Here is a 25655-nt window from a genome sequence, read left to right as displayed (position 1 = left end):
GAGAAGGTGTCTGACCGCTTCGTCTACCACTGCACCCTGCGCTGGTCCGACCTGGACGCGTACGGCCACGTCAACAACTCGCGCTTCCTCACCCTGTACGAGGAGGCGCGGGTGGCGTTGATGTTCGCCGGTGGCCGGGCCTGGGGCGTCGGCTCGTTCGCCGACGGGGTGGTGATCCGCCGGCACGAGGTCGACTACCTGCGCCCGGTCGACTACGCGCTCGGCCGCGCCACCGCGGAGGCGGCACCCACAGTGCGGATCGAGCTGTGGGTGGAGGAGATCCGGGCCTCCCGGTTCACCGTCGCCTACGAGTTGTACGACGGTGAGGTGCTGGCCAGCCGGGCCCGCTCGGTGCTGGTGCCGTTCGACCTGACCCGCCAGGTGCCCCGGCGGATCACCACCGAGGAACGCGACTTCCTGCTCACGTACGCGCCGCAGGGTGGTGTGGCGTGACCCGGCCGGGCACCGCCGAGCCGGGCCGGACGGCGGCGTCCACCCACGGTGTCGCCGGGGTGGCGGACGCGGGCGCCTTCCTGGCCCGGCTGGTCCGGTTGGATCCGGTCGCGCTGGTCCGGCTGCGGCCGGCCGGCGCACCGGGCCGGGTCGCCCTGTGGGCCCGGCTGCCGTGGCAGGTCCTGGTGGTCCGCACTGTTGCCGGTGGGCCGACCGACGGCGTCGCTGAGGACGTCACGGTGGCCGCCTCGGAGCTGCTCGGCGAGCTGGAGCGGGGCGGCGCGAGCCTGCCGACCCGCCGGGACGCCCAGTGGCGGTGGCCGCTGCCGCCGACGGGGAGCCGCCAGGTGGAGGCGCTGCCCGTCGCCGAGTTGCGGCGGATCGCCGACGCGGCGGCGGGCACCCTGCGGACGGCGAGCGAGCAGGGTGTGGCCGGCCGTGCCGTGGGCCAGCGGGTCTTGCGGGACGCGCTGCTCGACCACGTGGCGGTGCTGATCACCCCGGACGGGACGCCCGCCGCGCCGGTCGAGGTGCCGCAGCGGCTGGTGCAGGGGGTGGTCCGGATGGGCTTCCTCGGCGCCGCCCACGGCTCGCCGGCTGGCGAGGGCGGAAACGCCGTTCAGGTGCGGGTGGCCGGTCGTTGGGTCGGCCTGGTGGGACCGCACGGAGCGGCGTGGTTGCAGAAGGCCACGGATCTTGCCGTGACACCCCTGAGCGCTCGTCCGAACGGATGACCCCGGATCATTCTTCTGGTCAGGGGCGGTCGTTGGGGGGGTGCTTCAACCCGGCTGTCCGGGTACCGTCCATCCTCGGATCCAACGCACCGTAGGCGACTGGATCCGCTGGGGAGTGAGGTGCGCGAGCGATGCCGTGGTGGTCATGGCGCCCCGGTCCCGCCGACGGCGGCGATCCGGAAACCCGAAGCGGGGTCACAGTCGATAGCGCGGTCCGGATCGGGCCGCCCAGCCCTCGTCAGCCGGGGGACGACTGCCCGTCCAACGAGCGGCCCGTGCTGACCGAGATGCCCGCCACCGTCGAGCCGGTGAGTCTGCGCCGGGTCTGTGACGCGCTCGATCTGCTCGACGTGCGTTACCTGGCCGACGGCGACGGCAACCTGCTGGCGATGTGGGAGCGGCACGCGGTGCTGGTCACCCTCGAAGGGCCGGAGGACGAGATCCTGGTCATGCGGGCACGCCCGCACGCCACGGTCCCGCCGGACTGGGCCGACCGGGCGTACCGGGTGGTCAACGAGTGGAACCACACCCGCCGGTTCTGCAAGGCGTACATCGGTGACCCGACCGAACGCGGTCAGCTACCGATCTACGCCGAGCTTCAGGTGCCCCTGGGCGCCGGCACCCACGACGCGCTCCTGGTCGAGATGCTCGACTGCGGCGCGGCGGTAGCCACCAGCTTCGTGGACTGGCTGCACGACGAGGGCGCGCTGCTCTGACGCCGCTCCGGGTGGGCTGGGTCAGCCGCCGTTGGCCGGGTCGTCCTCGACGTTGACCATGAAGTACGCGGCCCGCTCCAGGTAGTCCCAGAGGGTGCCTGCGATCTGCGGCTCAAGGTCGAGCCGGTCCACGGCGCGGCGCATGTTCCGCAGCCAGGCGTCCCGTTCGGCCGCGCCGATCCGGAACGGCGCGTGGCGCATCCGCAGCCGCGGGTGCCCACGCTGAGCGGAGTACGTGTTCGGCCCGCCCCAGTACTGCATCAGGAACAGGGTCATCCGGTCCGCGGCCGGGCCCAGGTCCTCCTCCGGGTACATGGGTCGCAGCAGGGGGTCGTTCGCGATGCCGGCGTAGAACTCGTCGACCAGCTTGCGGAAGGTGGGTTCGCCGCCGACCGCTTCGAAGAGGGTCATCGACGCACCGGGACGGTCGGATTCACCTGCGGAAGTCACAGTTCCATCCTGCCAGGTGCGTCAGGCGCCGACCCGACCCGCACGACGTGCGTCGGATCACGCCGCGTCGACGACCCCGAATATCGGTCACCCGGCCTGCACGGCTGGCGGTCGGTTCGACGCTCAGGTGACAGCGTGCCGGCGGTGGCCGTCACCGGCACGCGGGTCGGACGCGCCCGCCACCGGGCGGTCGCCGGCCGGGTCGCCGAGCCCGGAAGGCGGCGGGTCGGCGTTGGCCAACGCGGCGGCAGTGATCGCGTCGTCCACCGTCTGCCGATCCGGCCAACGCAGCGTGGCCACCGCCATCAGCACCACCCCGGCTGCGCTCCAGACCCCCACCACGATCGGAATGGGGAACCGTTCGGCGAGCAGCCCGGTGACCAGCACCGAGAGGCCCTGGATGACCTGTATGCCAGTGGCCATCACCCCGAAGGCGCGAGCGCGGAAGCCGTTGGGCAGCGCCTGGACGAACAATCCGTTGGCCATCGGCATCATGCCGGCGACAGCGAACCCGCAGAGCGCGGCGAGCAGCGCGACCACCAGCGGCGGGGGGTCGAGTAGCACCGGCACGAGCACCAGCGGGGCGAGCACCGCGAGCGGCCGCATCAGCTTCAGCCGGCGAGCCGGCCCGAACAGCCGACTCACCAGCAACCCACCGAGGATGAAGCCGATCGGGTTGGCCACCATGATCGCCGCTTGTGCGGTGCCCGCGCTCACCGCGCCACGGCCCTCCTCGTTGGCCCAGGCTGCGGCCAGGCCCTCGGGAACGATCGAGAAGAGCATCGAACTGAACACCAGCACCGCGATGGCCCGCAGCACCGGTGTGCGGAACACGATGCCGAACCCCTGCCGAGTCTCCTGCAGCAGGTGGCTGCGGTGCTCCGGGTGCATCACCGGCGGGCGGTGGCGCACACCGAGGCGAACCAGCAGAGCCGAGAGACCGAACGTGACCGCGTTGAACAGCAGCGCCGCCTCCGGGTCGACAGCGGCGACAGCGGCGCCGAAGACGTACCCCACGACCTGGGCGGCCTGCCCGACGCTGCTGTTCAGCGACAGCCCCAGCACCAGTCGGTCCCCGGTGAGCAACTGCGGGATCAGCGCGGACTTCGCCGCCTGGCTTGGCGGGTTCGCGAGCGTGGCGGCGAAGATGAGCACCAGCACCGCCTGGTACGGCAGGCCCGGAATGGCGATGAGCAGCATCAGCGCCATCCGGATGAGGTCGCACGCCACCATCACCCGACGGAACGGGTACCGCTCAGCGAGTGCGGCGAGCACGGGACCGCCGAGCAGCCAGGGCAGGAAGCTGACCGCGAAGGCAGCCGCGGACAGCGCGACGGACCGGGTCTGCTGATAGACGAGCAGGGTGACGGCGGCCTTCGCGACATAGTCGCCGATCCAGGAGAGAGCGCCAGCCACGAACACAGCACGAAACTCGTGCTGGGCGAAGACTTCGCGGAATGTGGCGGGGCCTTCCGCAGAAGGTCGCTCGTCAGGCACCGTCGCCTCCATCGGCCCCGGCTCAGCCGCTCGTGGCAGCCCGGCCGGAAGCGCTCGTCAGATCTACGGATCAGCGAGGATGTGATCACGCTTTGGTGGGAACGCGTGCTCCGGATTCTGCCCGATCGTCTGACAACTAGCTAGGTCGAACGGGCCGTTCGTCGCCTCCCCGACTGAACGAACGGACGATACCCGAGGGGCCGGCCGGCCCGCGACCCCTGAATTGCCGGACATTGTCGACGGTGTCAGGTGGCGCCGCCCTGACCGGTCTCGCCCTCGGACAACGGCCGGGTCGACAGACCGGGATAGATGCGGGCCGCAGCGATCTGCGCGGTGATCCCCGAATTTTCCAGCGCCTCGGCGAGACGCCGACGCAGTTCCCGGCCCACCGCGAACTGCCCGTCCGCTGTCGTCTTCACCACCGTGCGGATGACCGCGCCGTCCACCGTCACCTGCTCGACACCCAGCACCTCGGGCGCCTCCACGATCTCCGGTGACAGCTCCGGGTCCATTGCGACCGAGGCGGCCGCTGTCCGTAGCACCGCCGTGGCCTCCTCGGTGCTGTTGAAACCGATGGGCAGGTCCACCACCACGAGGGCCCAACCCTGGCTCTTGTTACCCACCCGGATGATCTCGCCGTTGCGGATGTACCAGAGCACGCCGCGGCCGTCGCGCACAGTGGTGACCCGCAGGCCGACCGACTCGACCACGCCCATCGCCTCACCCAGGTCGACGTTGTCACCTACGCCGTACTGGTCCTCGATCAGCATGAACAGGCCGGCGATCAGGTCCTTCACCAGGCTCTGCGCGCCGAAGCCCAGCGCGACGCCGGCGATCCCCGCGCTGGCCAGCAGCGGAGCCAGGTCGAAGCTGAACTCCCGCAGGATCATCAGCAGCGCGATGCCGAAGACGAACGCGGTGGTCAGGCTGCGTAGCACCGACCCGATCGCCTCGGCCCGCTGCCTCCGTCGCTCGGGCACGAACTCGGCCGGGTCAACAGCGGCGGTGGGTACCCGCTCGCGCAGCGGCCGCAGCATCGTCGGCACCGCACCGTCGGTGGTCGTTCGAACCAACCGGTCGATCGTCCGGTGCAGCGCCCAGCGGGCCACCATCGCCAGTGCCAGGATCAGCAGCACCCGAAGCGGTTTGAGCAGGATCCAGTAGCTTCCCTCGGCGAACCAGGCCGACCCGGTGATCCGGTAGATCCACTCGCAGGAGGTGCTGCCCTGGCAGCTCACCGAGACGGCGTCGGACAGGGCTAGGGGCGTCACGCTGGGGGCACTCACCCTGTCTTCGTACCGCAAGGGGCCCGAGCGCCCGCCGCCGACCCACCGGCCGGGTGAGACCTACCGCCGAGGGCAGGATGTCCGCTGCCTGTTGCTCACCCTCTCCCGGGCAACGCGGCGCGCAACCGTTCGTACTCGGCCTGACTACCGATCGCCGCCCGGTGTTCGGGGTGCGCGACGTAGTGCCCGATGACCGCGGCGAGGAACCCCGCGTCGACGATGTCCGTCCGCAACGCCCCCCGGCTCCGCGGAATGCCGCGTCGCCGAACCAGCCGGGGTTCTGTGATCCTCATCGGGAGCCACTGGCGGCGGTCAGCAGCCGGGGGGATCTGCGGGGCCAGGAGGGCCTCCCACGGCACGGTGAGCGAGCCCAGCGGCCAGGTCTGCCGTACGCCGGACGGATGCAGCCGCACCCCGTGACCCCGCCACGCCCACGTCACCAGCAGCGCGGCCAGGACGATCCAGAGAACATCGAGAACCACGTCGAACGTCGACAGGGTGCCCTGTCTGGACGAGCGCAGCAGTGCGTCGACGCGGGTGGACGCGGGCCCGAGGTAACCCAGGGCGAAGAGCACCGTCCAGGCGGGCCCGGGTGTGGCGAAGGCCGGGATCTGCGGCCACACCACGAAGTAGGCCGGACGGACCCCCATGATGACGATCGCCAGGATCAGCGCCGCCAGGGAGATGAGGATCAACAGGCGCTGCCCCACGACGGAGGCGGCCCCCGAGGCTACGGCGTTCACGCCGACCAGGAGAAGCCCAAGTGCCAGGACGACGTGCCGGTGGCGCACGATCGCGTCGGCAAGCTTGTCGATCATGCCGCTGACCATAGGGGTGGATGGCTGCTGGACCTGTCGGCCGATCGGTCGAGGCTGAGCACTGGAGCGTCGTACCGAGGTGGCTGGTGAGACCGGTGGCGATCAGGCGGCCGGCGCAGGCCCGGCACCGGTGGGACCGGCGGCGGGGGTGTCACACGTCAGCGTCCGCCCAGGCTGGAGCAGTTGCCCGTCCCGGCGTGGGTGATCCGCTTACCAGAAGAGAGATTAGTACGTGCAATCCGGGGTCCGATCAGGGACTATTGGCGCAACGGACGTCGGTGATCGGCCCGGCGTCGACCGTGTGGGCCCTTGTGCCCGGCCCCGGTCGGCGGCGGTCCCCAGCAGCCGCTGAACCGGGAGGGTGAGCGCGATGCCTGACATACGACCCACTGTGGGCTCCGGCGCGTTGGTCCTCAACGCCACCTACGAGCCGCTGTGTGTCGTGTCGGTGCGTCGCGCCGCGATTCTCGTCCTCACCGCCAAGGCGGTCTGCGTCGCCGACGGTGACGGCATCCTGCACAGCGCCCGGGACGCGCTCCCGGTGCCATCGGTGGTCCGGCTGACGCGCTTTGTCCGGGTGCCGTACCGAACGCATGTCGGGCTGTCCCGCCGGGCGATCTTCGCGCGGGACGGGTGGCGGTGCGCCTACTGCCGAGGCCCGGCCGAGACCATCGACCACGTCTTTCCGCGCAGCCGGGGTGGCCGGCACGCCTGGGAGAACGTGGTCGCCGCGTGTGCCAGGTGCAACCACACGAAGGGCGACAAGACCCCTGCCGAGATGGGGTGGCGGTTACACGCCTTGCCGACCGCCCCGAAGGGCACCGCCTGGCGGGTGCTGGGCCACCGCGCCCCCGACCCCCGCTGGGCCGACTGGCTGGACCTGCGGGAGCCCGAGGCAGCCGCCTGACCCCGCAGGGCTTCGTCAGGTTCCGGATTGGGGGCGGATCGCCCGGCGCGCTGCGCGTTCGTGGCGATCGACCGCTCGGCGGTACGCGATATCGAGTAGCCGGTCGATCTCGGGCAGCAGTTGCGGACCGGGCATGACGATGCTGGCGAAGCCGTACTGTGCGTAGCCCGGGTGCGGTACGAGGGTGTCCAGTCGGGCGAAGTCGAACTCGTGCCGGTGCTCATCGAATGCCTTGGGCGGGAAGCCGAACAGCCGCTCGAACTCGGCCCGGCCCACGTCCAGGTTGAGGCGGAAGACGCCGGGGCGGTCAAGCTGTGCGGCCTCGTCGAAGCCGGGCACGTCATGCTCGACGATGGTGGCGAACGGCTGGCGGCGGTCCGGGCCGACGAAGAAGAACCGGTCGCCCCAGGCCGGCTCGGGTGATCCGTTCTCCTCGCTCGCCACCAACTGCTCGACGCCGCCCAGCGCGACGATCCGATCGGCGAGCACTGCCGGGTCGACACCGGTCGGCACGTGCAGGACCACGTCGGCGTGTTCGATGGCGGCCTGGTCCAGCGGGAAGTAGCGGTAGTCGTGCGTCCGCTGCTCCGCCGCTGCGATGTCGGACGTCGGCAGGTACCGGGGAAGGTTGGTCTCCTGCTGGAGTCGGCCCTCGTAGGTCGAGGCGGCGGGCGGTCCGATGCCGAGCGCCGGGCTCGCGCCGAGGCTGCCGGCGATCACCGCGTACCGGTCGCCCAGCAGCGACGCGACGATCGCGCCAGCGCCGGCCCAGGACACCTGGGTGTCGGCGAGCGTCATAGTGCTCAGGTGTCGCTGCAGGTGCGTGTTGTGCGCGAAGACAAGCGTGGGCCCGCGGTGTGCCTCGGCCGACCGGATCGCGAGCAGGTTCTCGGCCATCAGCGCGTCCCGGACCGCGGCCAGGCGGGCGAAGCGTTCCTCCTGGGCCAGTGGTGCGGCGGCTGCGGCGTGGTAACGCAGCAACGCGACAGCGGCCGTGGCGTGCACGAACGCCGCCGGCCAGCCCGCTGACCTCCACGGCGCCCGCAAATACAGCTCGGTCAGCAGGTCGTCGGCGAGCACCCGCAGTCGCTGGGCGTCGGCCGAGCGCCCGACCGATCGGCCCGGTTCCCAGATCGCGGCCGTGTCGCTCCACCGCGCGTCGTCCCCGATCAGGTCGTCGATCTCGGCAGCCCGGTCCAGGTTCAGGAACTGGCAGACCTGGGAGAGGTGACGGCGCGGGCTCGGGGCGCTCTCCAACTCCACCGGGGCGTCGAAGCCGTGGAACGTCAGGCGCTCGGCGACCGGCCGTCCGGCGTTCCACTCCCGCATCCTCAGCAGGAGGTCGCGGTTGGCCGGGGCCGCACCGAATCCGTGGCTGAACCCTTCGGCGAGCGCCCGGTCGAGCGTCACGGCGGCGACGCCCTGCACGAAGTCGTCGGCGATCAGCCCGGCCGCCCGGTCGCTCTCCACGGCGATCGAGCGGTAACCGTGCTCCGCCAGTGACAGAAAGGCCTCGTTGCGGAGCTGGAGGAAGGCGGACTCACCGTGCGTCGGTTCGCCGAGCGCGAGCAGGTCCGGGGATACCGCCAGCAGGTCGAGAAATCGTGGCATTCCATGAACCGTATCGTTGAACCAGCGTTTGAAACTCACGAGCCTTGGAGCGCGGTGACAGCCACAAAACCTTCAAACACGGGGGTACGCAGGCCGGTCGACCTCGCGCGCGCCCACGGTCTCTCCGCGCAGGCAGTACGCAACTACGAACGAGACGGCGTCCTGCCGCCGGCCCAGCGCACCCCGAACGGCTACCGTCGCTTCACCGAGCCGCACGCCAAGGCATTGCGTGCCTACCTCGCGTTGATCACGGGCCACGGCTATGCGGCCAGTGGCGAGATCATGCGGGCCGTCAACCGGGGTGAGATCGACACGGCGTTGCGCGTCATCGACGAGGGCCATGCCCTGCTCCAGCGCGATCGGGAAACCCTGGACGCGGTCGAGACGGCGGTGGCGACGCTCACCGGAACGAGACCGCAGCCGCAGAGCCAGAAAGCCGTGCCGATCAGCGTGCTGGCCCACCGGCTCGGTCTCCAGCCGGCCACGCTGCGCAAATGGGAGCGGGCCGGGGTGCTGCGACCGGTACGTGACCCGGTGACCCACTACCGGCTCTACCGTCCCGACGACGTCCGGGACGCCGAACTGGCGCACCTGTTGCGCCGCGGCGGGTACCGGCTCGACCACATCGCCGGCGTGCTGCGTCGGGTGCGCGAGGCTGGCGGTGCCGAACCGCTCGCCGCGTCGCTGCGCCAGTGGCGGCAACGGCTCACCGAGCGAGGCCGGGCCATGCTCACCGGGGCCGCCCGGCTCGCCGAGTACGTCGACGCCGGTCAGCCGCCTGAACGCGCCTTGACCAGCGAGGCGAAGACCACCACGTTGTCCGCGTAGCCGGTCTCGCCGCCGTCTTTTCGATACATGCCGAGCTGGATCGCACTGTAGAACATTTAGTTCTACACTCTGTCCCATGGAGCGTATCGGGGTCCGGGAGCTGAACCAGAACACGAGTCAGGTCCTGGCTCGGGTGAGTGGTGGCGAGACCGTCGAGATCACCGATCGTGGGCGTCCCATCGCCCGACTGGTTCCGGTCAGTGACGACAGGTCGATGCTGGCCAAGCTCGTAGTGGCAGGGCGGGCCGTTCCGCCAACCGGGAGCGGTCCTGTCCCGCTTCCGCCAACGCTCGGTGCCGAGGACGTGGACGTGGCTGCCGCGCTCGCCGAGATGCGGGACGAGGAGCGCTGGTGATCTACCTCGACTCCGCCGCCGTCGTGAAGTTGGTTCGGCAGGAGGCGTGCAGCGCTGACCTTGTTTCCTGGATCAACGCTCAGGGCGACGTTCCGCTGGTCTCCTCAGCTCTCGTCGAGGTTGAGGTGCCCAGAGCGTTGCGCCGATCAGCCCCGCAAGCGTTGATCGGAGTGCCGGTAACTGTCGGGCGCCTCTTCCGGCTGGAGATCGACGGAACTATCCGCGCGACCGCCGCCGCGTTCGCCGAGCCGACGCTACGCAGCCTCGACGCCATCCACCTTGCCACTGCCCAGGTCCTGACAAACGAGTCCGGGGTGGCACTTGTCGCCTTCGTCAGCTACGACCGGCGACTGCTCGACTGTGCCAAGGCCGTCGGGTTGCCTGTGGCCAGTCCGGGCCAGAACTGACTCGTAGTCCCGATCTGACTGCCTCAACCACCACGCGCCTTGACCAGCGAGGCGAAGACCACCACGTTGTCCGCGTAGCCGGTCTCGCCGCCTACCCACTGGCCGCCGCAGGTGATCAGTCGGAGGCTCGGGCGACTGAAGTCGCCGTACACCTCGTCCACCGGCAGCCCGCCCTTGTCGAACTTCTCCACCGAGTTGACCTCGAAGACCGCCACGCGCTGATCGGTGCGGGTGACCTCGATCTCGTCACCGGAGCGCAGCTCGCGGAGTTTGTGGAAGACCGCCGGCCCGCTGGTGGTGTCGACGTGCCCGACGATCACGGCTGGGCCGTACTGGCCCGGGGTGGGCCCCTGGTCGTACCAGCCGGCCTCCTGGGCGCGGGCCGCGTCCGGCACGGCGATCGTGCCGTCCGGGGCGATGCCCACGTCGTGTACGGGCGCCTGCACGTCGATCTTCTCGATGGTGAGGCTGGTGGGATGGCTGGCCGGCAGTACCGGAAACTTCTTCGGAGGCGGTCGCAGGCCGGCGCTGAGCCGGTCCGGCAGCAGGCTCATTCCGGTCACCTGCTCGACGCCGAGCATCGCCACGATCAGCACCATCAGCGCGGCGATGGCCAGCACCGGGAAACCGGGGCTCGTACCGAACCGGTGTCGGGCCGACGACGGCCCGGCCGGACGCTGCGGCGGCAGCGGGCCGGCGGCCGGATCGGTGGTGGTGACGCTGGCCGACACGGCCTGCCCGGCGACCCGGCGCAGCCGCCCGGAGACGCGGGCCACCAGCCGGCCGGACGCGCGTAGCGCCGGCCCGGCCCGGAGGCGGGCGCGGCGGTCCCGCCGCGCACGCGCGGATCTGCGGGTCATTGGTGATCCGGCTCAGGAGCCGGCTCCCGGTCGACGTCGGCCGCCGGCCATCCCGAGCACTATCGCGGTGGCCACCAACGCCACGCCACCGAGCACCAGCAGCGAGCCGGTGCCACGCCCGCCGGCCATCCCACCGCCGCCGGTCGCCGGGCCCTTGCTGGGTGAGGCCATGTTCAACACTGTCAACGTGGTCGAGGCCGTCTGGCCGTTCTCGCATTGCAGGTCGACCGGGTAGTCACCGGCCGCCTTGTCCCTCGGAATGGTTACCTGCCCGGTCAGGAAGCCCTTGTCGGGTTTGAGCATCACGTGCCCGAACGCGTCGGAGTGCACGTTGGACTGCCGATTGTTGTTGTCGTTGTCGCAGCTCGCCTTGATGTTGACCCGGCTGCCTGCCTGGGCGCTGTTCGGTGTCACCTCGACGAAGACGTTCTCGCCAGCTCGTGCCGGCGCGACCGACAACAGGACGAACGCCCCGACCAGCCCCACCAGTGTCAGTGCGGACGAGAGCGCGCGGTTGATCGTGCGGATTGCCTGCATGATTTCCCCCCAACCGGCGACGACCGCCGGAACCCTCCCCTGGGCACGCGCGCTGCTTTCCCGCTGGCCCGGAGGCAAACCCGCCCCACCCCCACCCCACCCCTCGCCCCTCGCCCCACCCACGCTCGCGATCTTGCACTTTCTGCGCCGACGAAGCGTCTCTTAGACGACATTTCGCCAACAGAAACTGCAAGATCGCGGGGGCGGGGGTGGGGGCGGGGTGGGGTTAGCGGGGGCGGGGGATTGGTCCGGTGGTGGGCAGGGGGGTGACGGGATGCCAGTTCAGTGGGGAGGAGAGGACCATCGTGCTCGACGGTTGGCCGTACGGGGCCAGGCGGTCGATGACTCCCTCGAACGCGCCGATCGAGCCGGCCGCCACCTTCAGCACGCTGCATGCGTCCCCGGTGATCCGGTGGATCTCCAGGATCTCCGGCCAGTCCGCCACCGCCGGGTCGTGCAGGATGCACCGCGCGCCGTAGCAGGACATTCGGATCAGCGCGACAACGGTACGGCCGGCGCGGGCCAGGTCGACGTGGGCGTGGTAGCCGGTGATGATCCCGGCCTCCTCCAGCCGGCGGACCCGCTCCGCGACGGACGGTGGCGACAGGTGCACCCGGCGGGACAACTCGCTGAAGGAGAGCCGCGCGTCGGCCTGCAACTCGCGCAGCAGCGCCCAGTCCATGTCGTCCACGCTCAGACCTTACTTTCGTGAACCGACTTCGCCTAGTTGCCTTTGGTTTGCCAGGAGAAGGCGGCGAGAGCCGTTGATTCGGCATTCCGCAGGCCGATCCGACCGCGAGATCATGACGTCGGCTAGTCCGGGGGAGGGAGACGAGATGGTGGATCAGACGGAGCGGCGGGCGCCGAACCGCCGTGCCACGGTGCAGCCGGTGACCCCCGGACAGCGCGTCGCGCAGGCGGAGCGCACCGGCGGTGAGCCGACCCTGGAGTTCGCCGACATGGTGCCGTACGACGCGTACGTGCAGGCCAGCGCCCTGCACAAGATGCAGCACCCGCTCAGCAGCGACCCGGGCGAGATGTCCTTCCTGATGGTCAGCCAGATCATGGAGCTGTACTTCGGGCTGACCTGCCACGAGCTGCGGGAGACCCAGCGGCTGATCCGCGCCGACCAGATCTGGGAGGCGTTGGCCCCGCTGGGCCGAGCCAAGCTGCACCTGGAGGGGCTCAACGCCGCCTGGCAGGGCCTGCGCTGGATGAGCCCGGCCGACTTCAACCGGTTCCGCAACCTGCTCGGTGAAGCCTCCGGCTTCCAGTCGGCGATGTACCGGCAGTTGGAGTTCCTGCTCGGCCTGCGTGACCCGACGTTGATCCGTCCGTTCCGCCGGCAGGCCGAGGTGCATGCCGAGCTGAGCGCCGCGCTGTCCACCCCGAGCCTCTGGGACGACGTGCTCGCGTTGCTCGCCCGGCGCGGCTTCGACCTCCCCGCCGACCTGCTCGACCGGGACGTGGCCGTCGAACACGACCCGCACCCGTTGGTCGAGGCGGCCTGGGTACGGATCTACGACGACGCCAGCCCGGACAATCACCTGCGGCTGCTCGGCGAGGCGCTGAGCGCTGTCGCCGAGGAGTTCGGCGACTGGCGCTGGAACCACGTCAAGGCGGTGCAGCGGACGATGGGCGCCAAGGTCGGCAGCGGAGGCTCCGCCGGCCTGGCGTGGTTGCAACGCAGCATGGCCCGGGTGGTCTTCCCGGAGCTGTGGTCGGCCCGCACCGCGATGTGACCGGAGAGCGAGAACAAGCAATGACTACCCCTGAAGCCGAGTCGCACCGCCTCGCCCCTGGCGACGCCGAGTCGCACCGCCTCGCCCCTGGCGAGGCCGAGTCGCACCGCCTTTCCGTTGGCGAAGCGGAAGCGCACCGCCGTGACGAGGCCGACCCCGGTCACCGGCACCTGTTCCACGTGCCGCCGGCCGACGGCGGCGACCACAGCGAGTCGGCGTACCTGGCCGGCAACTCGCTCGGCCTGCAACCTCGGGCCACCCGCGACGAACTTCTGGCCGACCTGGAGGCGTGGGGGCGGCTCGGCGTGGAGGGTCACCTGGAGGCGGAGCGCCCCTGGCTGCCGTACCACGAGTTGTTGACCGGGCCGGCCGCGCGACTGGTCGGCGCCCGGCCCGCGGAGGCCGTGGTGATGAACTCGCTCACCGTCAACCTGCACCTGCTGATGGTGAGTTTCTACCGACCGGCCGGCGCGCGCACCCGCATCGTCATCGAGGACGCCGCGTTCCCCTCGGACAGTTACGCCGTGCGCAGCCAGGCCCGGTTCCACGGCCTGGACCCGGACGACGCAGTGGTCCGGTTGCGTCCGCGCGCGGGTGAGGACGCCCTGCGTACCGAGGACGTGACCGACTACCTGGCCGCTGAGGGGGACCGGGTGGCGTTGCTGCTGCTCGGCGGGGTCAACTACCTCACCGGTGAGCTGCTGGACATCCCGGCGATCACGGCTGCCGGCCGGGCCGCCGGCGCGGTGGTCGGTTGGGACCTGGCCCACGCGGTGGGCAACGTGCCGCTGGCCCTGCACGACTGGGACGTCGATTTCGCCGCGTGGTGCTCCTACAAGTACCTGAACTCCGGCCCTGGTGCGCTGGCGGGCGTCTTCGTGCACGAGCGGCACCTCGGCGACGAGAACCTGCCCCGGTTCGAGGGGTGGTGGAGCACCGCGGCGGCGACCCGGTTCGAGATGACGCCGGTGTCCCGGCCACCAGCCACTGTGGAGGCCTGGCAGATCTCCAACCCGCCGATCTTCGCGATGGGCCCGGTGCGTACCTCGCTGGAGCTGTTCGACGCGGTGGGGATGACCGCGCTTCGCGCGCGCAGTCAGCGCCTCACCGGCTGGCTGGAGTCACTGCTCGACGAGGTGACAGTCGGCCGGCCGCTGCGGGTGGTCACCCCGCGCGACCCGGCCCGCCGAGGCTGCCAGCTCTCCGTGCGCATCGGTTCGGGCAGCGCCGCCGAGCTGACCAAACGCCTGCGGTACGAACACGGGGTCATCGCCGACGCCCGCGAACCCGACGTCGTGCGGTTCGCTCCGGTGCCGCTCTACTCCACGTATCTCGATTGTTGGCGTGCGGCTGCCGCGCTCGCCGCGACGGTGGGGGCGACCTCATGACAGCGCGGCGCGACGAGATCGCGATCATCGGTGCCGGGCTGGCCGGCTGTCTGGCTGCCTGCTTCCTGGCCCGGCGTGGCTACCCGGTGGCCCTCTACGAGCGCCGCTCCGACCCGCGTGTCGGCACCGCCGAACGCGGTCGGTCGATCAACCTGGCGCTCTCCGAGCGCGGCCTGGACGCGTTGCGCCGCATCGGGCTGGCCGAGCAGGTGATGACCGACGCGCTGCCGATGCGCGGCCGGATGATCCACCCGGTCGAGGGCGAGCAGCAGTTCCAGTCGTACAGCGCGGCCGGCGACCGGGCGATCAACTCGATCAGCCGGGGTGCGCTGAACAACGCCCTGCTGGACGAGGCCGCAGCGCTGCCGGGCGTGCGGGTCGTCTTCGACCACCGGCTGGTCGGGCTCGACCCGACCGACGGCGCCCTGAGCTTCGAGACCCCGCAGGGCACGGTCGCGGCGAAGGCGTCGGTAGTGCTCGGTGCCGACGGCGCCGGCTCCGCGGTGCGCGGGCAACTGCTGGCGTACGGGCTGCTGGACGAGAGCGTGGACTTCCTCGACTACGGCTACAAGGAGCTGACGATTCCGCCGCTGGGCGGGGACTTCGCCCTGGACCCGGACGCGCTGCACATCTGGCCCCGGGGCACCTCGATGATGATCGCGCTGCCGAACCCGGACCGCTCCTTCACCTGCACGCTGTTCTGGCCCAACGACGGTGCCGGCAGCTTCGCCTCGCTGACCAGCCCAGCGGAGATCGAACGGCACTTCACCGAGCACTACCCGGACGTGGTCCCGCTGGCCCCGAACCTTGTCGACGACTACCAGCACAACCCGGTGGGCGTGCTCGGCACTGTGCGCTGCACCCCGTGGCAGGTCAACGGAAAGGTCGGCCTGCTCGGCGACGCGGCGCACGCGATAGTGCCGTTCTACGGCCAGGGCGCCAACTGCGCCTTCGAGGACGTGGTCGAGCTGGACCGCTGCCTGGACGAGTGCGCCGACGACTGGTTGGCGGCGCTGCCGCTGTTCCAGCGGCGCCGACAGGAGAACGCCGAGGCCATCGCGACGATGGCGCTGACGAACTTCGTGGAGATGCGGGACAAGGTCGCCTCCCCGGTCTTCCAGACCCGGCGGCGGGTGGAGCACGCACTGGAACGGGCCCTGCCCGGCCGGTACGTTTCCCAGTACGAGCTGGTGTCGTTCTCCACCACCCCGTACGCGGAGGTGCGCCGCCGGGTGCGCCGACAGCACCGGGTGCTCGGGGCGGTCGTCGGCGGGGCCGCGCTGCTGCTGGTCGGCGCGGTCGGTGCGGCACTGAGCCGAGGGGGGCGGGCATGACCGGCAACTGGGATCCGCTGCTGATGGCCGGCCACGCGCCGAGTGGCCCGCAGCGGTTGCGTAACTTCGTCGCCGGCGAGTTCGTCGACGGCGGGGACACGTTCGCCAAGGCCAGCCCGGTCACCGGGGAGCAGGTCTTCGAGGTGGACGAGGCGTCGCAGTCCACTGTGGATGACGCGGTGGCCGCCGCCCGGGCGGCGCTGCGGGGGCCGTGGGGCCGGATGGGGGAGCGCGAGCGCGCCGAGGTGCTGCGCCGCGTCGCCGACGAGCTGGAGCGCCGCTTCGACGACCTGGTCACCGCCGAGGTCGCCGACACCGGCAAGTCCATCGCCCAGGCCCGCACCCTGGACATCCCGCGCGGCGCGGCGAACTTCCGCGCGTTCGCGGAGATCGTGGCGACCGCCCCCACCGAGTCGTTCACGACTGTCACCCCGACCGGCGGCCGGGCACTCAACTACGCGCTGCGCAAGCCGGTCGGCGTGGTCGCGGTCATCGTGCCGTGGAACCTGCCGCTGCTGCTGCTCACCTGGAAGGTGGCTCCGGCGCTGGCCTGCGGCAACACCGTCGTGGTCAAGCCCAGCGAGGAGACTCCCGCCTCGGCGACGGTGCTCGCCGAGGTGATGGCCGCCGCTGGCGTGCCGGCCGGGGTGTTCAACCTGGTGCACGGCTTCGGGCCGGACTCGGCGGGTGAGTTCCTCACCCGTCACCCGGGCGTCGACGCGATCACCTTCACCGGCGAGTCGGCCACCGGCGGCGCGATCATGCGGGCTGCCGCCGACGGGGTGAAGGCGGTGAGCTTCGAACTCGGCGGCAAGAACGCCGGCCTGGTCTTCGCCGACGCCGACCTGGACGCCGCGGTGGCCGGCTCGGTGCGGTCCAGCTTCACAAACGGCGGGCAGGTGTGCCTCTGCACCGAGCGCATCTACGTGCAGCGTCCGGTCTTCGAGGAGTTCACCGTCCGGCTGGCGAAGCGGGCCGGCGAGCTGGCGTACGGCTGGCCGACCGACGAGGCCACCGCCACCATGCCGCTGATCTCCCACCAGCACCGGGCGAAGGTGCTCGGCGCGTACGAGCTGGCCCGCTCGGAGGGCGCCGAGGTGCTCACCGGCGGCGGCACGCCCACCTTCGGCGACACCCGCGACGGCGGGTCGTACGTGCAGCCGACGGTCCTCACCGGGCTCGGCCCGGACGCCCGCACCAATCGGGAGGAGATCTTCGGCCCGGTGGTGCACATCGCGCCCTTCGACACCGAGGACGAGGCGTACGCCCTCGCCAACGGCACCGAGTACGGCCTGGCGGCGACCGTGTGGACCCGGGACGTGGGCGTCGCGCACCGGGCCGGCGCTCGGCTCGACGCCGGCATCGTCTGGGTCAACACGTGGTTCCTGCGTGACCTGCGGACCCCGTTCGGCGGGGTGAAGGCGTCCGGGATCGGTCGCGAGGGCGGCGTGCACTCGCTGAACTTCTACTCCGAACTCACTAACGTCTGCGTGGACCTGTCGTGAGCCGTAGCGAGGGAGCGGGCATGGAAGCTGACATCGAGGCCGCCAACCGGGAGTTGGCCGATGCCCGCAGCACCGGTAAGCCGTGCGCGCCGCTTCGGGGCCGGCTTTTGCCGGAGGGCGACGTCGAGGCCGCGTACCGGGTGCAGCAACTCCAGTCGCGGGCCTGGCAGGGCCGCGGCGAACGCCGGGTCGGCGCAAAGATCGGGTTGACCTCCCGGGCCGTGCAGGAGACCTTCGGGGTGTTCCAACCGGACTTCGGCATGCTGACCGACGCCATGGCGGTGGGTGACGGGGTCGAGGTTCCCATCGACCGGCTGCTCCAGCCCCGCGTGGAGGCGGAGATCGCCTTCGTGCTCGACAAGGATCTCCCGAACCCCCAGCTCACCACCGTCGACCTGATCCGCGCTGTCGACCACGTGCTGCCGGCGATCGAGATCGTCGACTCCCGGATCGCCGCCTGGGACATTTCCATAGTGGACACCGTTGCCGACAACGCCTCCAGCGGGCTCTTCGTGCTCGGCACCACGCCGCGCCGGCTCGCCGACGTGGACCTGCGGCTGTGCGGGATGGTGCTGGAGCACGCCGGCGAGCCGGTCTCGGTGGGCGCGGGCGCCGCCTGCCTGGGCAACCCGCTGCACGCCCTGCAGTGGTTGGCCGGCACCCTCGCCCGCGCCGGTGACCCGCTGCGCGCCGGGGACGTGGTGCTCTCCGGGGCGCTCGGTCCGATGGTGCCGGTCACCCCGGGTGCCGCGTACGAGGCCCGGATCTCCGGTCTTGGTTCGGTACGGACATCCTTCAGCGACAGGGGCGGTCAGTGACCACTAACGTGGCGGTGCTGGGATCGGGAAACATCGGCACCGACCTGATGATCAAGGTGCTGCGACTCAGTGACAGCCTGCGCATGGTGGCGATGGCCGGCATCGACCCGGCCTCCGACGGCCTGGCGCGCGCTCGCCGGCTCGGCGTCGCCACCACCGCCGAGGGAGTGGACGGGCTCGTCGCGATGCCCGAGTTCGCCGACGTCGAGCTGGTGTTCGACGCCACCTCCGCTGGCGCGCACCGACGCCACGACGAGGTGCTGCGCGCCCTCGGCCGAACTGTGGTCGACCTGACCCCTGCCGCGCTCGGCCCGTACGTGGTGCCGCCGGTCAACCTCGACGAGCACCTGCACCAGCCCAACGTCAACATGGTGACCTGTGGCGGGCAGGCGACAGTGCCGATCGTCGCCGCCGTTCGCCGGGTGACCCCGGTGGCGTACGGGGAGATCGTCGCCTCGATCGCGTCGAAGTCCGCCGGGCCGGGCACCCGGGCCAACATCGACGAGTTCACCGAGACCACGGCCCGCGCCATCGAGGTGGTGGGCGGGGCCGAACGGGGCAAGGCGATCATCGTGCTGAACCCGGCGGACCCGCCGCTGCTGATGCGGGACACCGTCTACTGCCTCTGCCCGGACGCCGACGCCGACACCGACGCCATCGCCGCCTCGGTCGCCGAGATGGTGGCGGCGGTGCAGGAGTACGTCCCCGGCTACCGGCTCAAGCAGGACGTGCAGTTCGACCGGGTCGAGGCGTACCTGCCGACGCTCGGGCGGCGGCTCGTCGCCCTTCAGGTGTCGGTCTTCCTGGAGGTCTCCGGCGCCGGGCACTACCTGCCCGCGTACGCCGGGAACCTGGACATCATGACCTCCGCCGCGCTGCGCACCGCGGAGCGGCTGGTCGCCCTGCGTTCTTCGGAGGTGGCCGCGCCATGACCGACCTGTACATCCAGGACGTGACGCTGCGCGACGGCATGCACGCCATCGCCCACCAGTACACAGTCGACCAGGTACGCACCATCGCCGCCGCCCTGGACGCCGCCGGGGTGGCCGCCATCGAGGTGGCGCACGGCGACGGCCTCGCCGGCTCCAGCGTCAACTACGGCCACGGCGCGGCCAGCGATGCGGAGTGGATCTCCGCGGCGGCCGAGGTGCTGACCACGGCGAAGCTGACCACCCTGCTGCTTCCGGGCATCGGCACGATCGCCGACCTGAAGGCCGCGAAGGCGCTCGGGGTGACAAGCGTCCGGATCGCCACCCACTGCACGGAGGCGGACATCTCCGCCCAGCACATCTCCTGGGCCCGGGAGAACGGCATGGACGTGGCCGGGTTCCTGATGATGTCGCACATGAACGATGCGGCCGGGCTGGCCGGGCAGGCCAAGCTCATGGAGTCGTACGGGGCGCACTGCGTCTACGTCACCGACTCCGGTGGTCGGCTGCTGATGTCCGACGTGGCGCAGCGGGTCGACGCGTACCGGCAGGTCCTCGCCCCGGAGACGCAGATCGGCATCCACGCGCACCACAACCTGTCGCTCGGGGTGGCCAACAGCGTGCTCGCCGTCGAGCACGGCCGGGTCACCGGGTCCGCGCCGGTCGGCCCCGACGTGGTGCACGGCCGGACGGTCCGCGTCGACGCCTCCCTTGCCGGCATGGGCGCGGGCGCCGGCAACGCCCCGCTTGAGGTCTTCGTCGCGGTGGCCGAGTTGCACGGCTGGAAGCACGGCTGCGACGTGTTCGCACTGATGGACGCCGCCGACGACATCGTCCGCCCGTTGCAGGACCGGCCGGTCCAGGTGGACCGGGAGACCCTCTCCCTCGGGTACGCCGGGGTCTACTCCAGCTTCCTGCGGCACGCCGAGCGGGCGTCGGCGAAGTACGGCGTGGACGTCCGGTCGATCCTGGTCGAGCTGGGCCGTCGCCGGATGGTCGGCGGCCAGGAGGACATGATCGTGGACGTGGCACTCGACCTGGCCGACCAGGAGGAGGCTGTGAGCGCGAGGAGTGAGCCGGGTTTGCGAGCCCCGCAGTCGCGAACGGAAGGTGGCTCGCTGTGAGCGCGAGGAGTGAGCCGGGTTTGCGAGCCCCGCAGTCGCGAACGGAAGGTGGCTCAGCATGATCGGACCGGACATCGTGGGGATCGCCGAGAAGTTGGGCACGGCGGCCGACACGGCCACCGCGATCCCGCAACTCGCCGCCGAGACCGGCCTCGACGTGGACACCGCGTACGCCGTGCAGGCCGCGCTGCTGCAACGCCGGCTCAACGCCGGTGAGCGGTTGGTCGGGCTGAAGATGGGGCTGACCAGCAGGGCGAAGATGGCCCAGGTCGGCGTGGACGAGGTGATCTGGGGGCGGCTCACCAACGCGATGCGGGTGCCCGACGGCGGCACCGTGGATCCGGCCGCTTACATCCATCCCCGGGTCGAGCCGGAGGTGGCGTTCCTGCTGGACCGGCTGCCCGAGCCGGGCGAGCCGGTCGGCGACTTCGCCACTGCGGTCCGCGCTGTCGCCCCGGCCATCGAGTTGATCGACTCCCGGTACGCGGACTTCCGGTTCTCGTTGCCGGACGTGGTCGCGGACAACACCTCGGCCGCCGCCTTCGTGATCGGGCCGTGGTCGCCGGTGCCGGCGGGGCTGGACAACCTGGGCGTGCTGCTGGAGGTCGACGGGCGGGTGGCGCAGGTCGGCTCGACGGCGGCGATCCTCGGTGATCCGCGCCGGGCGCTCGACGAGGGCATCCGGCTGGCGGGCCGGCACGGGGTGCGACTGGAGTCCGGCTGGGTCTTCCTGGCCGGTGCCGCCACCGCCGCTGTTCCGCTGCGTCCCGGCGCGCACGTCCGCGCCGTGGTCGAGAAGCTCGGCACCGCCTCGGTGCGGGCGTCGTCATGACCGCCCGGGTCGTCGCCGGGAAGGCCGTCCCTCGGGGGGCTTTTCCGCACGTCAAGGTCGCCGGTGGGTTCGTCTTCGTCTCCGGTACGTCGTCGCGGCGCGCGGACAACACCTTCGCCGGTGTCGAGGTGGACGGGTTCGGCACCACCAACCTCGACATCCGTGTGCAGACACGGGCCGTCATCGAGAACGTGCGGGATCTGCTGCGTTCGGTCGGCGCGGACCTCACCGACCTGGTGCAGGTGACGGCGTATCTGGTCAACATGAACGACTTCGGTGGTTACAACGAGGTGTGGGCCGAGTTCTTCGACGCCTCCGGACCGACCCGTACGACGGTGGCGGTACACCAGTTGCCGCACCCGCACCTGCTGATCGAAATCCAGGCCGTGGCCCTTCTTCCCTCGGGAGGTCAGTCGTGAGTGAGATCGCCGAGCCGTTCAGCTTTCCGGGCTGGATCGCCGACAACCAGCACCTGTTGAAGCCCCCGGTGGGCAACAAGGAGATGTTCCCCGGCGGGGACGACTTCATCGTGATGGTGGTGGGTGGGCCCAACCAGCGCACCGACTTCCACGTGGACCCGTACGAGGAGTTCTTCTACCAGGTCAAGGGCAACATGCACATCAACCTGGTCACCCCGGAGGGGCCGCGCACTGTGCACGTGCGCGAGGGGCAGATGTGGATGCTGCCGCGCAACACTCCGCACTCGCCGCAGCGGCCGGAGGCCGGCTCGATCGGTGTGGTCGTCGAGCGGGTCCGCGAGGAGGGCACGCTGGAGACGTTCCAGTGGTACTGCCCGGAGTGCGGCAGCAAGGTGCACGAGGTCGAGTTGCAGGTCCGCGACATCGCCGCCGACCTGCCCCCGGTGTTCCAGGCGTTCTACGCCGACGAGGCGGCACGCACCTGCGCCAACTGCGGCACCCTGCACCCGGGCAAGGGCTGATGCCCGCAGGCGTGGTCGACGTGCACACGCACGTCGTACCGAAGGGTTGGCCGGACCTCGGCGCGGCGTGCGGTGGGTCCGGTTGGCCGTGGTTGCGGGTCGACTCCGAGCGCGCTGCCATGATCATGGTGGGGGAGACGGAGTTCCGCCCGGTCGGCGCCGAGTGCTGGGACGCGTCGCGCCGACTGGCCGACATGGACGCCGACGGCGTGGCAGTGCAGGTGGTCTCGCCCACCCCGGTCTTCTTCAGCTACGACCGCCCGGCCGACCAGGCCGTGAAGGTCGCCCGGATCTTCAACGACCTGACCCTGGAGGTCACCGCGGCCGGGGGTGACCGACTGGTGCCGTTCTGCCAGGTGCCGCTCCAGGACCCGGACGCCGCGTGTGCCGAGCTGGACCGCAGCCTCGCCGCCGGGCACGTGGGCGTGGAGATCGGCAACCATGTCGGCGACCGGGACCTGGACGACGCCGGCGTGGTCACCTTCCTTCAGCACTGTGCCGAGGTGGGCGCACCCGTCTTCGTCCACCCGTGGGACATGCCGGGCGGGCCACGACTGGACCGTTGGATGGCCCGTTGGCTCACCGGGATGCCCGCCGAGACGCACCTGTCGGTGCTGGCGATGATCCTCGGCGGTGTCTTCGACCGGGTGCCCGAGACGCTGCGGATCTGCTTCGCGCACGGCGGCGGCAGTTTCCCGTTCTGGCTCGGCCGCGCCGACAACGCCTGGCACCGCCGTGGCGACCTGGTCCGGGGCGCGTCCGCCGGCCCGCCCAGCAGCTACCTCGACCGGTTCAGCGTCGACTCGGTGGTCTTCGCGCCGCCCGCCCTGCGGCTGTTGGTCGACACCCTGGGGGAGGATCGGGTGCTGGTCGGCAGCGACTACCCGTACCCACTGGGTGAACGGCCGGCCGGCGCGGTGGTCCGTGCGGCCGACTTCCTCAGCGACGACCAACGCGACAAGCTGCTGTCCGCCAACGCCCTCCGTTTCCTGCACGGCTGAGCACAGCGCCTCATCGGCGCGAGGAGATCTTGGACAGTTTCCGTCAGCAGTGAACGGAAACCGTCCAAGATCTGCGGCTCGACCCGGCAAGCGGGCAGCGCTCGAGCCAGCAAGCGGGCAGCGGCTGTCCGCTTGGTCCGTTTCCGATCGCCAGCGCGTGTCGGCTGCGCGAAGGGCCGACTGCCGGCAGGATGACGGCATGGCCGAGCCGCACGACCTGACCGCGTTGGAACAGGCCGCCGCGATGACCCGCGGCGAGCTGTCCAGCGTCGACCTGGTCGAGCACTCCCTGCGCCGGGTGGCGGCGCTCGGCGACACCGTGGGCGCGTTCGTCACCGTCACACCGGACCTCGCCCGGCAGGCCGCGCGCGCCGCCGACGCGGTGCCGAAAGAGGAGCGCGGCCCGCTGCACGGCGTGCCAACCGCGATCAAGGACCTGACGCTCACCGCCGGGATTCGCACCACCTTCGGTTCGGCAGCCTTCTTCGACTTCGTCCCGCCGGTCGACGCCGACGTGGTCCGCTTCATCAAGGCCGCCGGTCTGGTCAGCCTGGGCAAGACGACGACCTCCGAGCTGGGCTGTTCGCTCTACTCGGAGGGCCGGGTCGCGCCGCCGGCCCGCAACCCGTGGCAGTTGGCGTACACAGCGGGCGGGTCCAGCGGCGGCGCGGCGGCGGCGGTCGCGGCCGGGCTGGTCCCGGTCGCCCAGGGGTCCGACGGCGGTGGGTCGCTGCGCATCCCGGCGTCACTCTGCGGCCTGGTCGGCTACAAGCCCAGTCGGGGCCTCGTCTCCGGCGGGCCGGTCGGCTCCGGCGCGTTCGGCCTGCCCATCAGCGGCCCGCTCGGGCGGACGGTCACCGACGTCGCGGCACTGCTGGACGTCATTGCCGTTCCGGTCCCCGGCGAGCCCTACCTGCCGCCGCCCGCGCCGTCCGGCGGCTACCTGGCCGTCGCGCGCCGGGCCGAGCCCGGCCCGCTGCGGATCGGCCGGTTCACCACACCGATGCTCGCCGACGAACCGGTGCATCCCGACTGCGTGGCCGCCGTGGACCGGGCCGCCGCGCTGCTCACGGCGGCCGGCCACGAGGTGGTCGAGGTGCCGCCGCCGCTCGGGCCGGCGGCGTGGCCGCTGTTCGAGATCCTCTGGTACGTGCTGGCGCTCGCCCCGGTGCCACCGCAGCGGGAGGCGGAGCTGCTGCCGTTGACCCGGCTGCTCCGGGCCCGGGGCGCCGAACTCTCCGCCGGCACCCTGTCCGCCACCCTCGGGGAGTTGCAGGCGCAGGTGCGCCTCGGTGCCCGCCGCACCGCCGGCTGCGACCTGCTCCTCTGTCCCACCCTGGCCACCCCGCAGGCACCCGTCGGCTGGTTCACCGCCGACGCGGACCCGGCCGCCGACTTCGACAGGCAACGCCGATTCTCGCCCTACTGCGCCATCTTCAACGTCACCGGCGATCCCTCCGTCTCTCTGCCACTGGGTACCACCACCGACGGCCTGCCCGTCGGGGTGCTGCTCACCGGTCGGTACGGCGATGACGCGCGGCTTATCGCTACCGCTGCGCAACTGGAGAACTCCAGTGACGGATGGGATCGGCACCCCGCAATCTGGCGGGCCGTCGACTCCGCTAACGTGAATGGTGACGGAGTCGGGCGGTCGGCAGCGTGATCGTCCATCCGACCCGGTTGTTCACTGTCGTCCTTCTTCCGCCTGGGGGCGTTGGGATTGTCTGTTACCGAGACGTTGCTGGTCTTCGTCGGCATCCCGTTGGCCGCGGTGCTGGTCATCGCCGGCCTGTCGTACGCCGGTAGCCGTGGGGGTGCCACCGGTGGCGGCGGTGGCGCGAAGCGCTACCGGCCGGGCCGGCCCTTCGACTTCACTCCGGTCTGGTTCCTGGGCCGTCCGGAGCAGCTGGCCGACTCGGCCGGCACCGCGCTGACGGCGGGGGCGCAGGCGCCCGCGCTGACCAGCCACAAGCTTGAGCAGGCCAGCGTCGAGGCGCCGGCCGGTGGAACCGGAGGCGCAAGTGACCGTTGGTGAGAAGCAGGCCGGGTCGGAAAATCCGCCCGAGGTGCTCGACGGGCCGTTCTCGACCCGCCAGCTGCTGCGCATCGACGAGGCGTTGCGCCTGGCCGACAAGGGCACGGGTCTGGTCTTCTCGGTCTTCGTCGGTGGTCTCGACGAGCCGATCCGTGAGCACGCCCAGCGGCTGCACCGTCAGCTCGCCGAGCCCGACAAGTCGGTGCTGATCGCCGTGTCACCCAACCAGCGTCAGCTGGAGATCATCACCGGGCGGTACGCCCGCAAGCGCATCCCTGACACGTACGCCAAGCTGGCCGCGCTCTCCATGGTCGGCGCGTTCAGCGGCGGTGACCTGGCCGGTGGCATCATCAACGGCCTCGACCAGCTCGCCAGCCACGCCGGCAGGGGCTGACCGACACGACGCACGGGCATGCACGATCGTGCCTGATCCAGGAAAGTGGGGCCTCGGCTGCGGCTGAGGCCCCTCTTTCCATGTTCGAGCACGATCTTCGCCACCGACGGTCCGGGGCCGGCGCGGGCTCACACCCACGCCGGCCCCGGCCGGA

At 71.2% G+C, this 25655-nt stretch carries 29 protein-coding genes; 21 read left to right on the top strand and 8 right to left on the bottom strand.

Annotated features, from left to right (window positions below; translation table 11 throughout):
* Positions 1 to 6 precede the first annotated feature (6 nt).
* The 3 genes from MED01_RS14380 (at position 7) to MED01_RS14370 (ending at position 1903) form a co-directional block, all read left to right on the top strand.
* Positions 7 to 453 (top strand): acyl-CoA thioesterase, encoded by a 447-nt coding sequence (locus MED01_RS14380; RefSeq protein WP_112584127.1) that lies wholly within the window; start codon positions 7 to 9, stop codon positions 451 to 453.
* On the top strand, positions 450 to 1187 hold the full coding sequence (locus MED01_RS14375; RefSeq protein ID WP_238669066.1) for a DUF8185 domain-containing protein: 738 nt from the start codon (positions 450 to 452) through the stop codon (positions 1185 to 1187). The genes MED01_RS14380 and MED01_RS14375 overlap by 4 nt, the downstream gene beginning before the upstream one ends.
* Before the next feature lie 131 nt (positions 1188 to 1318).
* Positions 1319 to 1903 carry a type III secretion system chaperone family protein gene (locus MED01_RS14370; RefSeq protein WP_238669065.1) on the top strand — a complete coding sequence of 195 codons (585 nt, stop codon included), beginning with the start codon at positions 1319 to 1321 and terminating at the stop codon, positions 1901 to 1903.
* Positions 1904 to 1924: 21 nt separating this feature from the next.
* On the opposite strand, the gene MED01_RS14365 is transcribed toward MED01_RS14370, so the two are convergent.
* The 4 genes from MED01_RS14365 to MED01_RS14350 all read right to left on the bottom strand — a co-directional run bounded on the left by MED01_RS14365 (position 1925) and on the right by MED01_RS14350 (position 5954).
* Positions 1925 to 2314 (bottom strand): globin, encoded by a 390-nt coding sequence (locus MED01_RS14365; protein ID WP_238669064.1) that lies wholly within the window; start codon positions 2312 to 2314, stop codon positions 1925 to 1927.
* A gap of 162 nt (positions 2315 to 2476) precedes the next feature.
* Entirely contained in the window at positions 2477 to 3862 is a 1386-nt protein-coding gene (locus MED01_RS14360; RefSeq protein WP_238669063.1) for an MFS transporter, read from the bottom strand.
* 233 nt (positions 3863 to 4095) lie between these two features.
* Positions 4096 to 5136 carry a mechanosensitive ion channel family protein gene (locus MED01_RS14355; protein ID WP_504898954.1) on the bottom strand — a complete coding sequence of 347 codons (1041 nt, stop codon included), beginning with the start codon at positions 5134 to 5136 and terminating at the stop codon, positions 4096 to 4098.
* A 95-nt stretch (positions 5137 to 5231) separates the two neighbouring features.
* Complete coding sequence (locus tag MED01_RS14350; protein ID WP_238669062.1) at positions 5232 to 5954, bottom strand: hypothetical protein; 723 nt, start codon at positions 5952 to 5954, stop codon at positions 5232 to 5234.
* A gap of 370 nt (positions 5955 to 6324) precedes the next feature.
* On the opposite strand from MED01_RS14350, the gene MED01_RS14345 reads away from it, so the two are divergent.
* The gene (locus MED01_RS14345) at positions 6325 to 6861 is read left to right on the top strand and encodes an HNH endonuclease (protein ID WP_238669061.1); all 537 of its coding nucleotides are present in this window, start codon (positions 6325 to 6327) and stop codon (positions 6859 to 6861) included.
* A gap of 15 nt (positions 6862 to 6876) precedes the next feature.
* Here the strand turns inward: MED01_RS14345 and MED01_RS14340 are convergent, their stop codons facing one another.
* Entirely contained in the window at positions 6877 to 8472 is a 1596-nt protein-coding gene (locus MED01_RS14340; protein WP_238669060.1) for a DUF6194 family protein, read from the bottom strand.
* A gap of 54 nt (positions 8473 to 8526) precedes the next feature.
* Between MED01_RS14340 and MED01_RS14335 the strand changes: the two genes are divergently transcribed.
* The 3 genes from MED01_RS14335 to MED01_RS14325 all read left to right on the top strand — a co-directional run bounded on the left by MED01_RS14335 (position 8527) and on the right by MED01_RS14325 (position 10062).
* A complete protein-coding gene (locus MED01_RS14335; protein ID WP_238669059.1) occupies positions 8527 to 9300 on the top strand; it encodes a MerR family transcriptional regulator in 774 nt (257 codons plus the stop codon).
* Between the two features lie 76 nt (positions 9301 to 9376).
* Positions 9377 to 9655 carry a type II toxin-antitoxin system Phd/YefM family antitoxin gene (locus MED01_RS14330; RefSeq protein ID WP_238669058.1) on the top strand — a complete coding sequence of 93 codons (279 nt, stop codon included), beginning with the start codon at positions 9377 to 9379 and terminating at the stop codon, positions 9653 to 9655.
* Entirely contained in the window at positions 9652 to 10062 is a 411-nt protein-coding gene (locus MED01_RS14325) for a type II toxin-antitoxin system VapC family toxin (RefSeq protein ID WP_238669057.1), read from the top strand. Before MED01_RS14330 ends, MED01_RS14325 begins: the two co-directional genes overlap by 4 nt.
* A 23-nt stretch (positions 10063 to 10085) precedes the next feature.
* Here the strand turns inward: MED01_RS14325 and MED01_RS14320 are convergent, their stop codons facing one another.
* The 3 genes from MED01_RS14320 to MED01_RS14310 all read right to left on the bottom strand — a co-directional run bounded on the left by MED01_RS14320 (position 10086) and on the right by MED01_RS14310 (position 12150).
* The gene (locus tag MED01_RS14320) at positions 10086 to 10922 is read right to left on the bottom strand and encodes a class F sortase (protein ID WP_238669056.1); all 837 of its coding nucleotides are present in this window, start codon (positions 10920 to 10922) and stop codon (positions 10086 to 10088) included.
* A 12-nt stretch (positions 10923 to 10934) separates the two neighbouring features.
* On the bottom strand, positions 10935 to 11459 hold the full coding sequence (locus tag MED01_RS14315) for a hypothetical protein (RefSeq protein ID WP_238669055.1): 525 nt from the start codon (positions 11457 to 11459) through the stop codon (positions 10935 to 10937).
* Positions 11460 to 11685: 226 nt separating this feature from the next.
* Positions 11686 to 12150 carry an Lrp/AsnC family transcriptional regulator gene (locus tag MED01_RS14310; protein WP_238669054.1) on the bottom strand — a complete coding sequence of 155 codons (465 nt, stop codon included), beginning with the start codon at positions 12148 to 12150 and terminating at the stop codon, positions 11686 to 11688.
* 148 nt (positions 12151 to 12298) lie between these two features.
* On the opposite strand from MED01_RS14310, the gene MED01_RS14305 reads away from it, so the two are divergent.
* From MED01_RS14305 to MED01_RS14240, 14 genes are all read left to right on the top strand, one after another.
* Entirely contained in the window at positions 12299 to 13201 is a 903-nt protein-coding gene (locus tag MED01_RS14305) for a tryptophan 2,3-dioxygenase (protein ID WP_238669080.1), read from the top strand.
* Positions 13177 to 14589 carry a kynureninase gene (gene kynU, locus MED01_RS14300; RefSeq protein ID WP_372493663.1) on the top strand — a complete coding sequence of 471 codons (1413 nt, stop codon included), beginning with the start codon at positions 13177 to 13179 and terminating at the stop codon, positions 14587 to 14589. Before MED01_RS14305 ends, kynU begins: the two co-directional genes overlap by 25 nt.
* Entirely contained in the window at positions 14586 to 15923 is a 1338-nt protein-coding gene (locus tag MED01_RS14295) for an FAD-dependent oxidoreductase (protein ID WP_238669052.1), read from the top strand. Before kynU ends, MED01_RS14295 begins: the two co-directional genes overlap by 4 nt.
* Before the next feature lie 23 nt (positions 15924 to 15946).
* Positions 15947 to 17428, top strand: a complete 1482-nt coding sequence (locus tag MED01_RS14290) for a 2-hydroxymuconic semialdehyde dehydrogenase (protein ID WP_238669079.1) — start codon at positions 15947 to 15949, stop codon at positions 17426 to 17428.
* 20 nt (positions 17429 to 17448) lie between these two features.
* Positions 17449 to 18246 (top strand): 2-keto-4-pentenoate hydratase, encoded by a 798-nt coding sequence (locus MED01_RS14285; protein ID WP_238669051.1) that lies wholly within the window; start codon positions 17449 to 17451, stop codon positions 18244 to 18246.
* On the top strand, positions 18243 to 19178 hold the full coding sequence (locus tag MED01_RS14280) for an acetaldehyde dehydrogenase (acetylating) (protein ID WP_238669050.1): 936 nt from the start codon (positions 18243 to 18245) through the stop codon (positions 19176 to 19178). Before MED01_RS14285 ends, MED01_RS14280 begins: the two co-directional genes overlap by 4 nt.
* Positions 19175 to 20299 (top strand): 4-hydroxy-2-oxovalerate aldolase, encoded by a 1125-nt coding sequence (gene dmpG / locus MED01_RS14275; RefSeq protein ID WP_238669049.1) that lies wholly within the window; start codon positions 19175 to 19177, stop codon positions 20297 to 20299. Before MED01_RS14280 ends, dmpG begins: the two co-directional genes overlap by 4 nt.
* A 58-nt stretch (positions 20300 to 20357) precedes the next feature.
* Positions 20358 to 21131, top strand: coding sequence for a 2-keto-4-pentenoate hydratase (locus MED01_RS14270; RefSeq protein WP_238669048.1), 774 nt, complete (start codon positions 20358 to 20360; stop codon positions 21129 to 21131).
* A complete protein-coding gene (locus tag MED01_RS14265) occupies positions 21128 to 21550 on the top strand; it encodes a RidA family protein (protein ID WP_238669047.1) in 423 nt (140 codons plus the stop codon). Before MED01_RS14270 ends, MED01_RS14265 begins: the two co-directional genes overlap by 4 nt.
* On the top strand, positions 21547 to 22071 hold the full coding sequence (locus MED01_RS14260; protein WP_030488252.1) for a 3-hydroxyanthranilate 3,4-dioxygenase: 525 nt from the start codon (positions 21547 to 21549) through the stop codon (positions 22069 to 22071). The genes MED01_RS14265 and MED01_RS14260 overlap by 4 nt, the downstream gene beginning before the upstream one ends.
* Positions 22071 to 23072: an amidohydrolase family protein gene (locus MED01_RS14255; RefSeq protein ID WP_238669046.1), complete on the top strand. Its 1002-nt coding sequence runs from the start codon at positions 22071 to 22073 to the stop codon at positions 23070 to 23072. The genes MED01_RS14260 and MED01_RS14255 overlap by 1 nt, the downstream gene beginning before the upstream one ends.
* 199 nt (positions 23073 to 23271) lie before the next feature.
* Positions 23272 to 24735: an amidase gene (locus MED01_RS14250; RefSeq protein ID WP_238669045.1), complete on the top strand. Its 1464-nt coding sequence runs from the start codon at positions 23272 to 23274 to the stop codon at positions 24733 to 24735.
* 57 nt (positions 24736 to 24792) lie between these two features.
* Positions 24793 to 25107, top strand: a complete 315-nt coding sequence (ctaJ, locus tag MED01_RS14245) for an aa3-type cytochrome oxidase subunit CtaJ (RefSeq protein ID WP_428842198.1) — start codon at positions 24793 to 24795, stop codon at positions 25105 to 25107.
* Positions 25094 to 25501, top strand: coding sequence for a DUF5130 family protein (locus MED01_RS14240; protein ID WP_238669044.1), 408 nt, complete (start codon positions 25094 to 25096; stop codon positions 25499 to 25501). The genes ctaJ and MED01_RS14240 overlap by 14 nt, the downstream gene beginning before the upstream one ends.
* Positions 25502 to 25655: the final 154 nt, after the last annotated feature.

Origin of the sequence: Micromonospora alfalfae (genome assembly GCF_022230925.1) — a bacterium.
Classification (GTDB): Bacteria; Actinomycetota; Actinomycetes; order Mycobacteriales; family Micromonosporaceae; genus Micromonospora; species Micromonospora alfalfae.
This window is presented reverse-complemented; position numbering and strand designations above follow the sequence as displayed.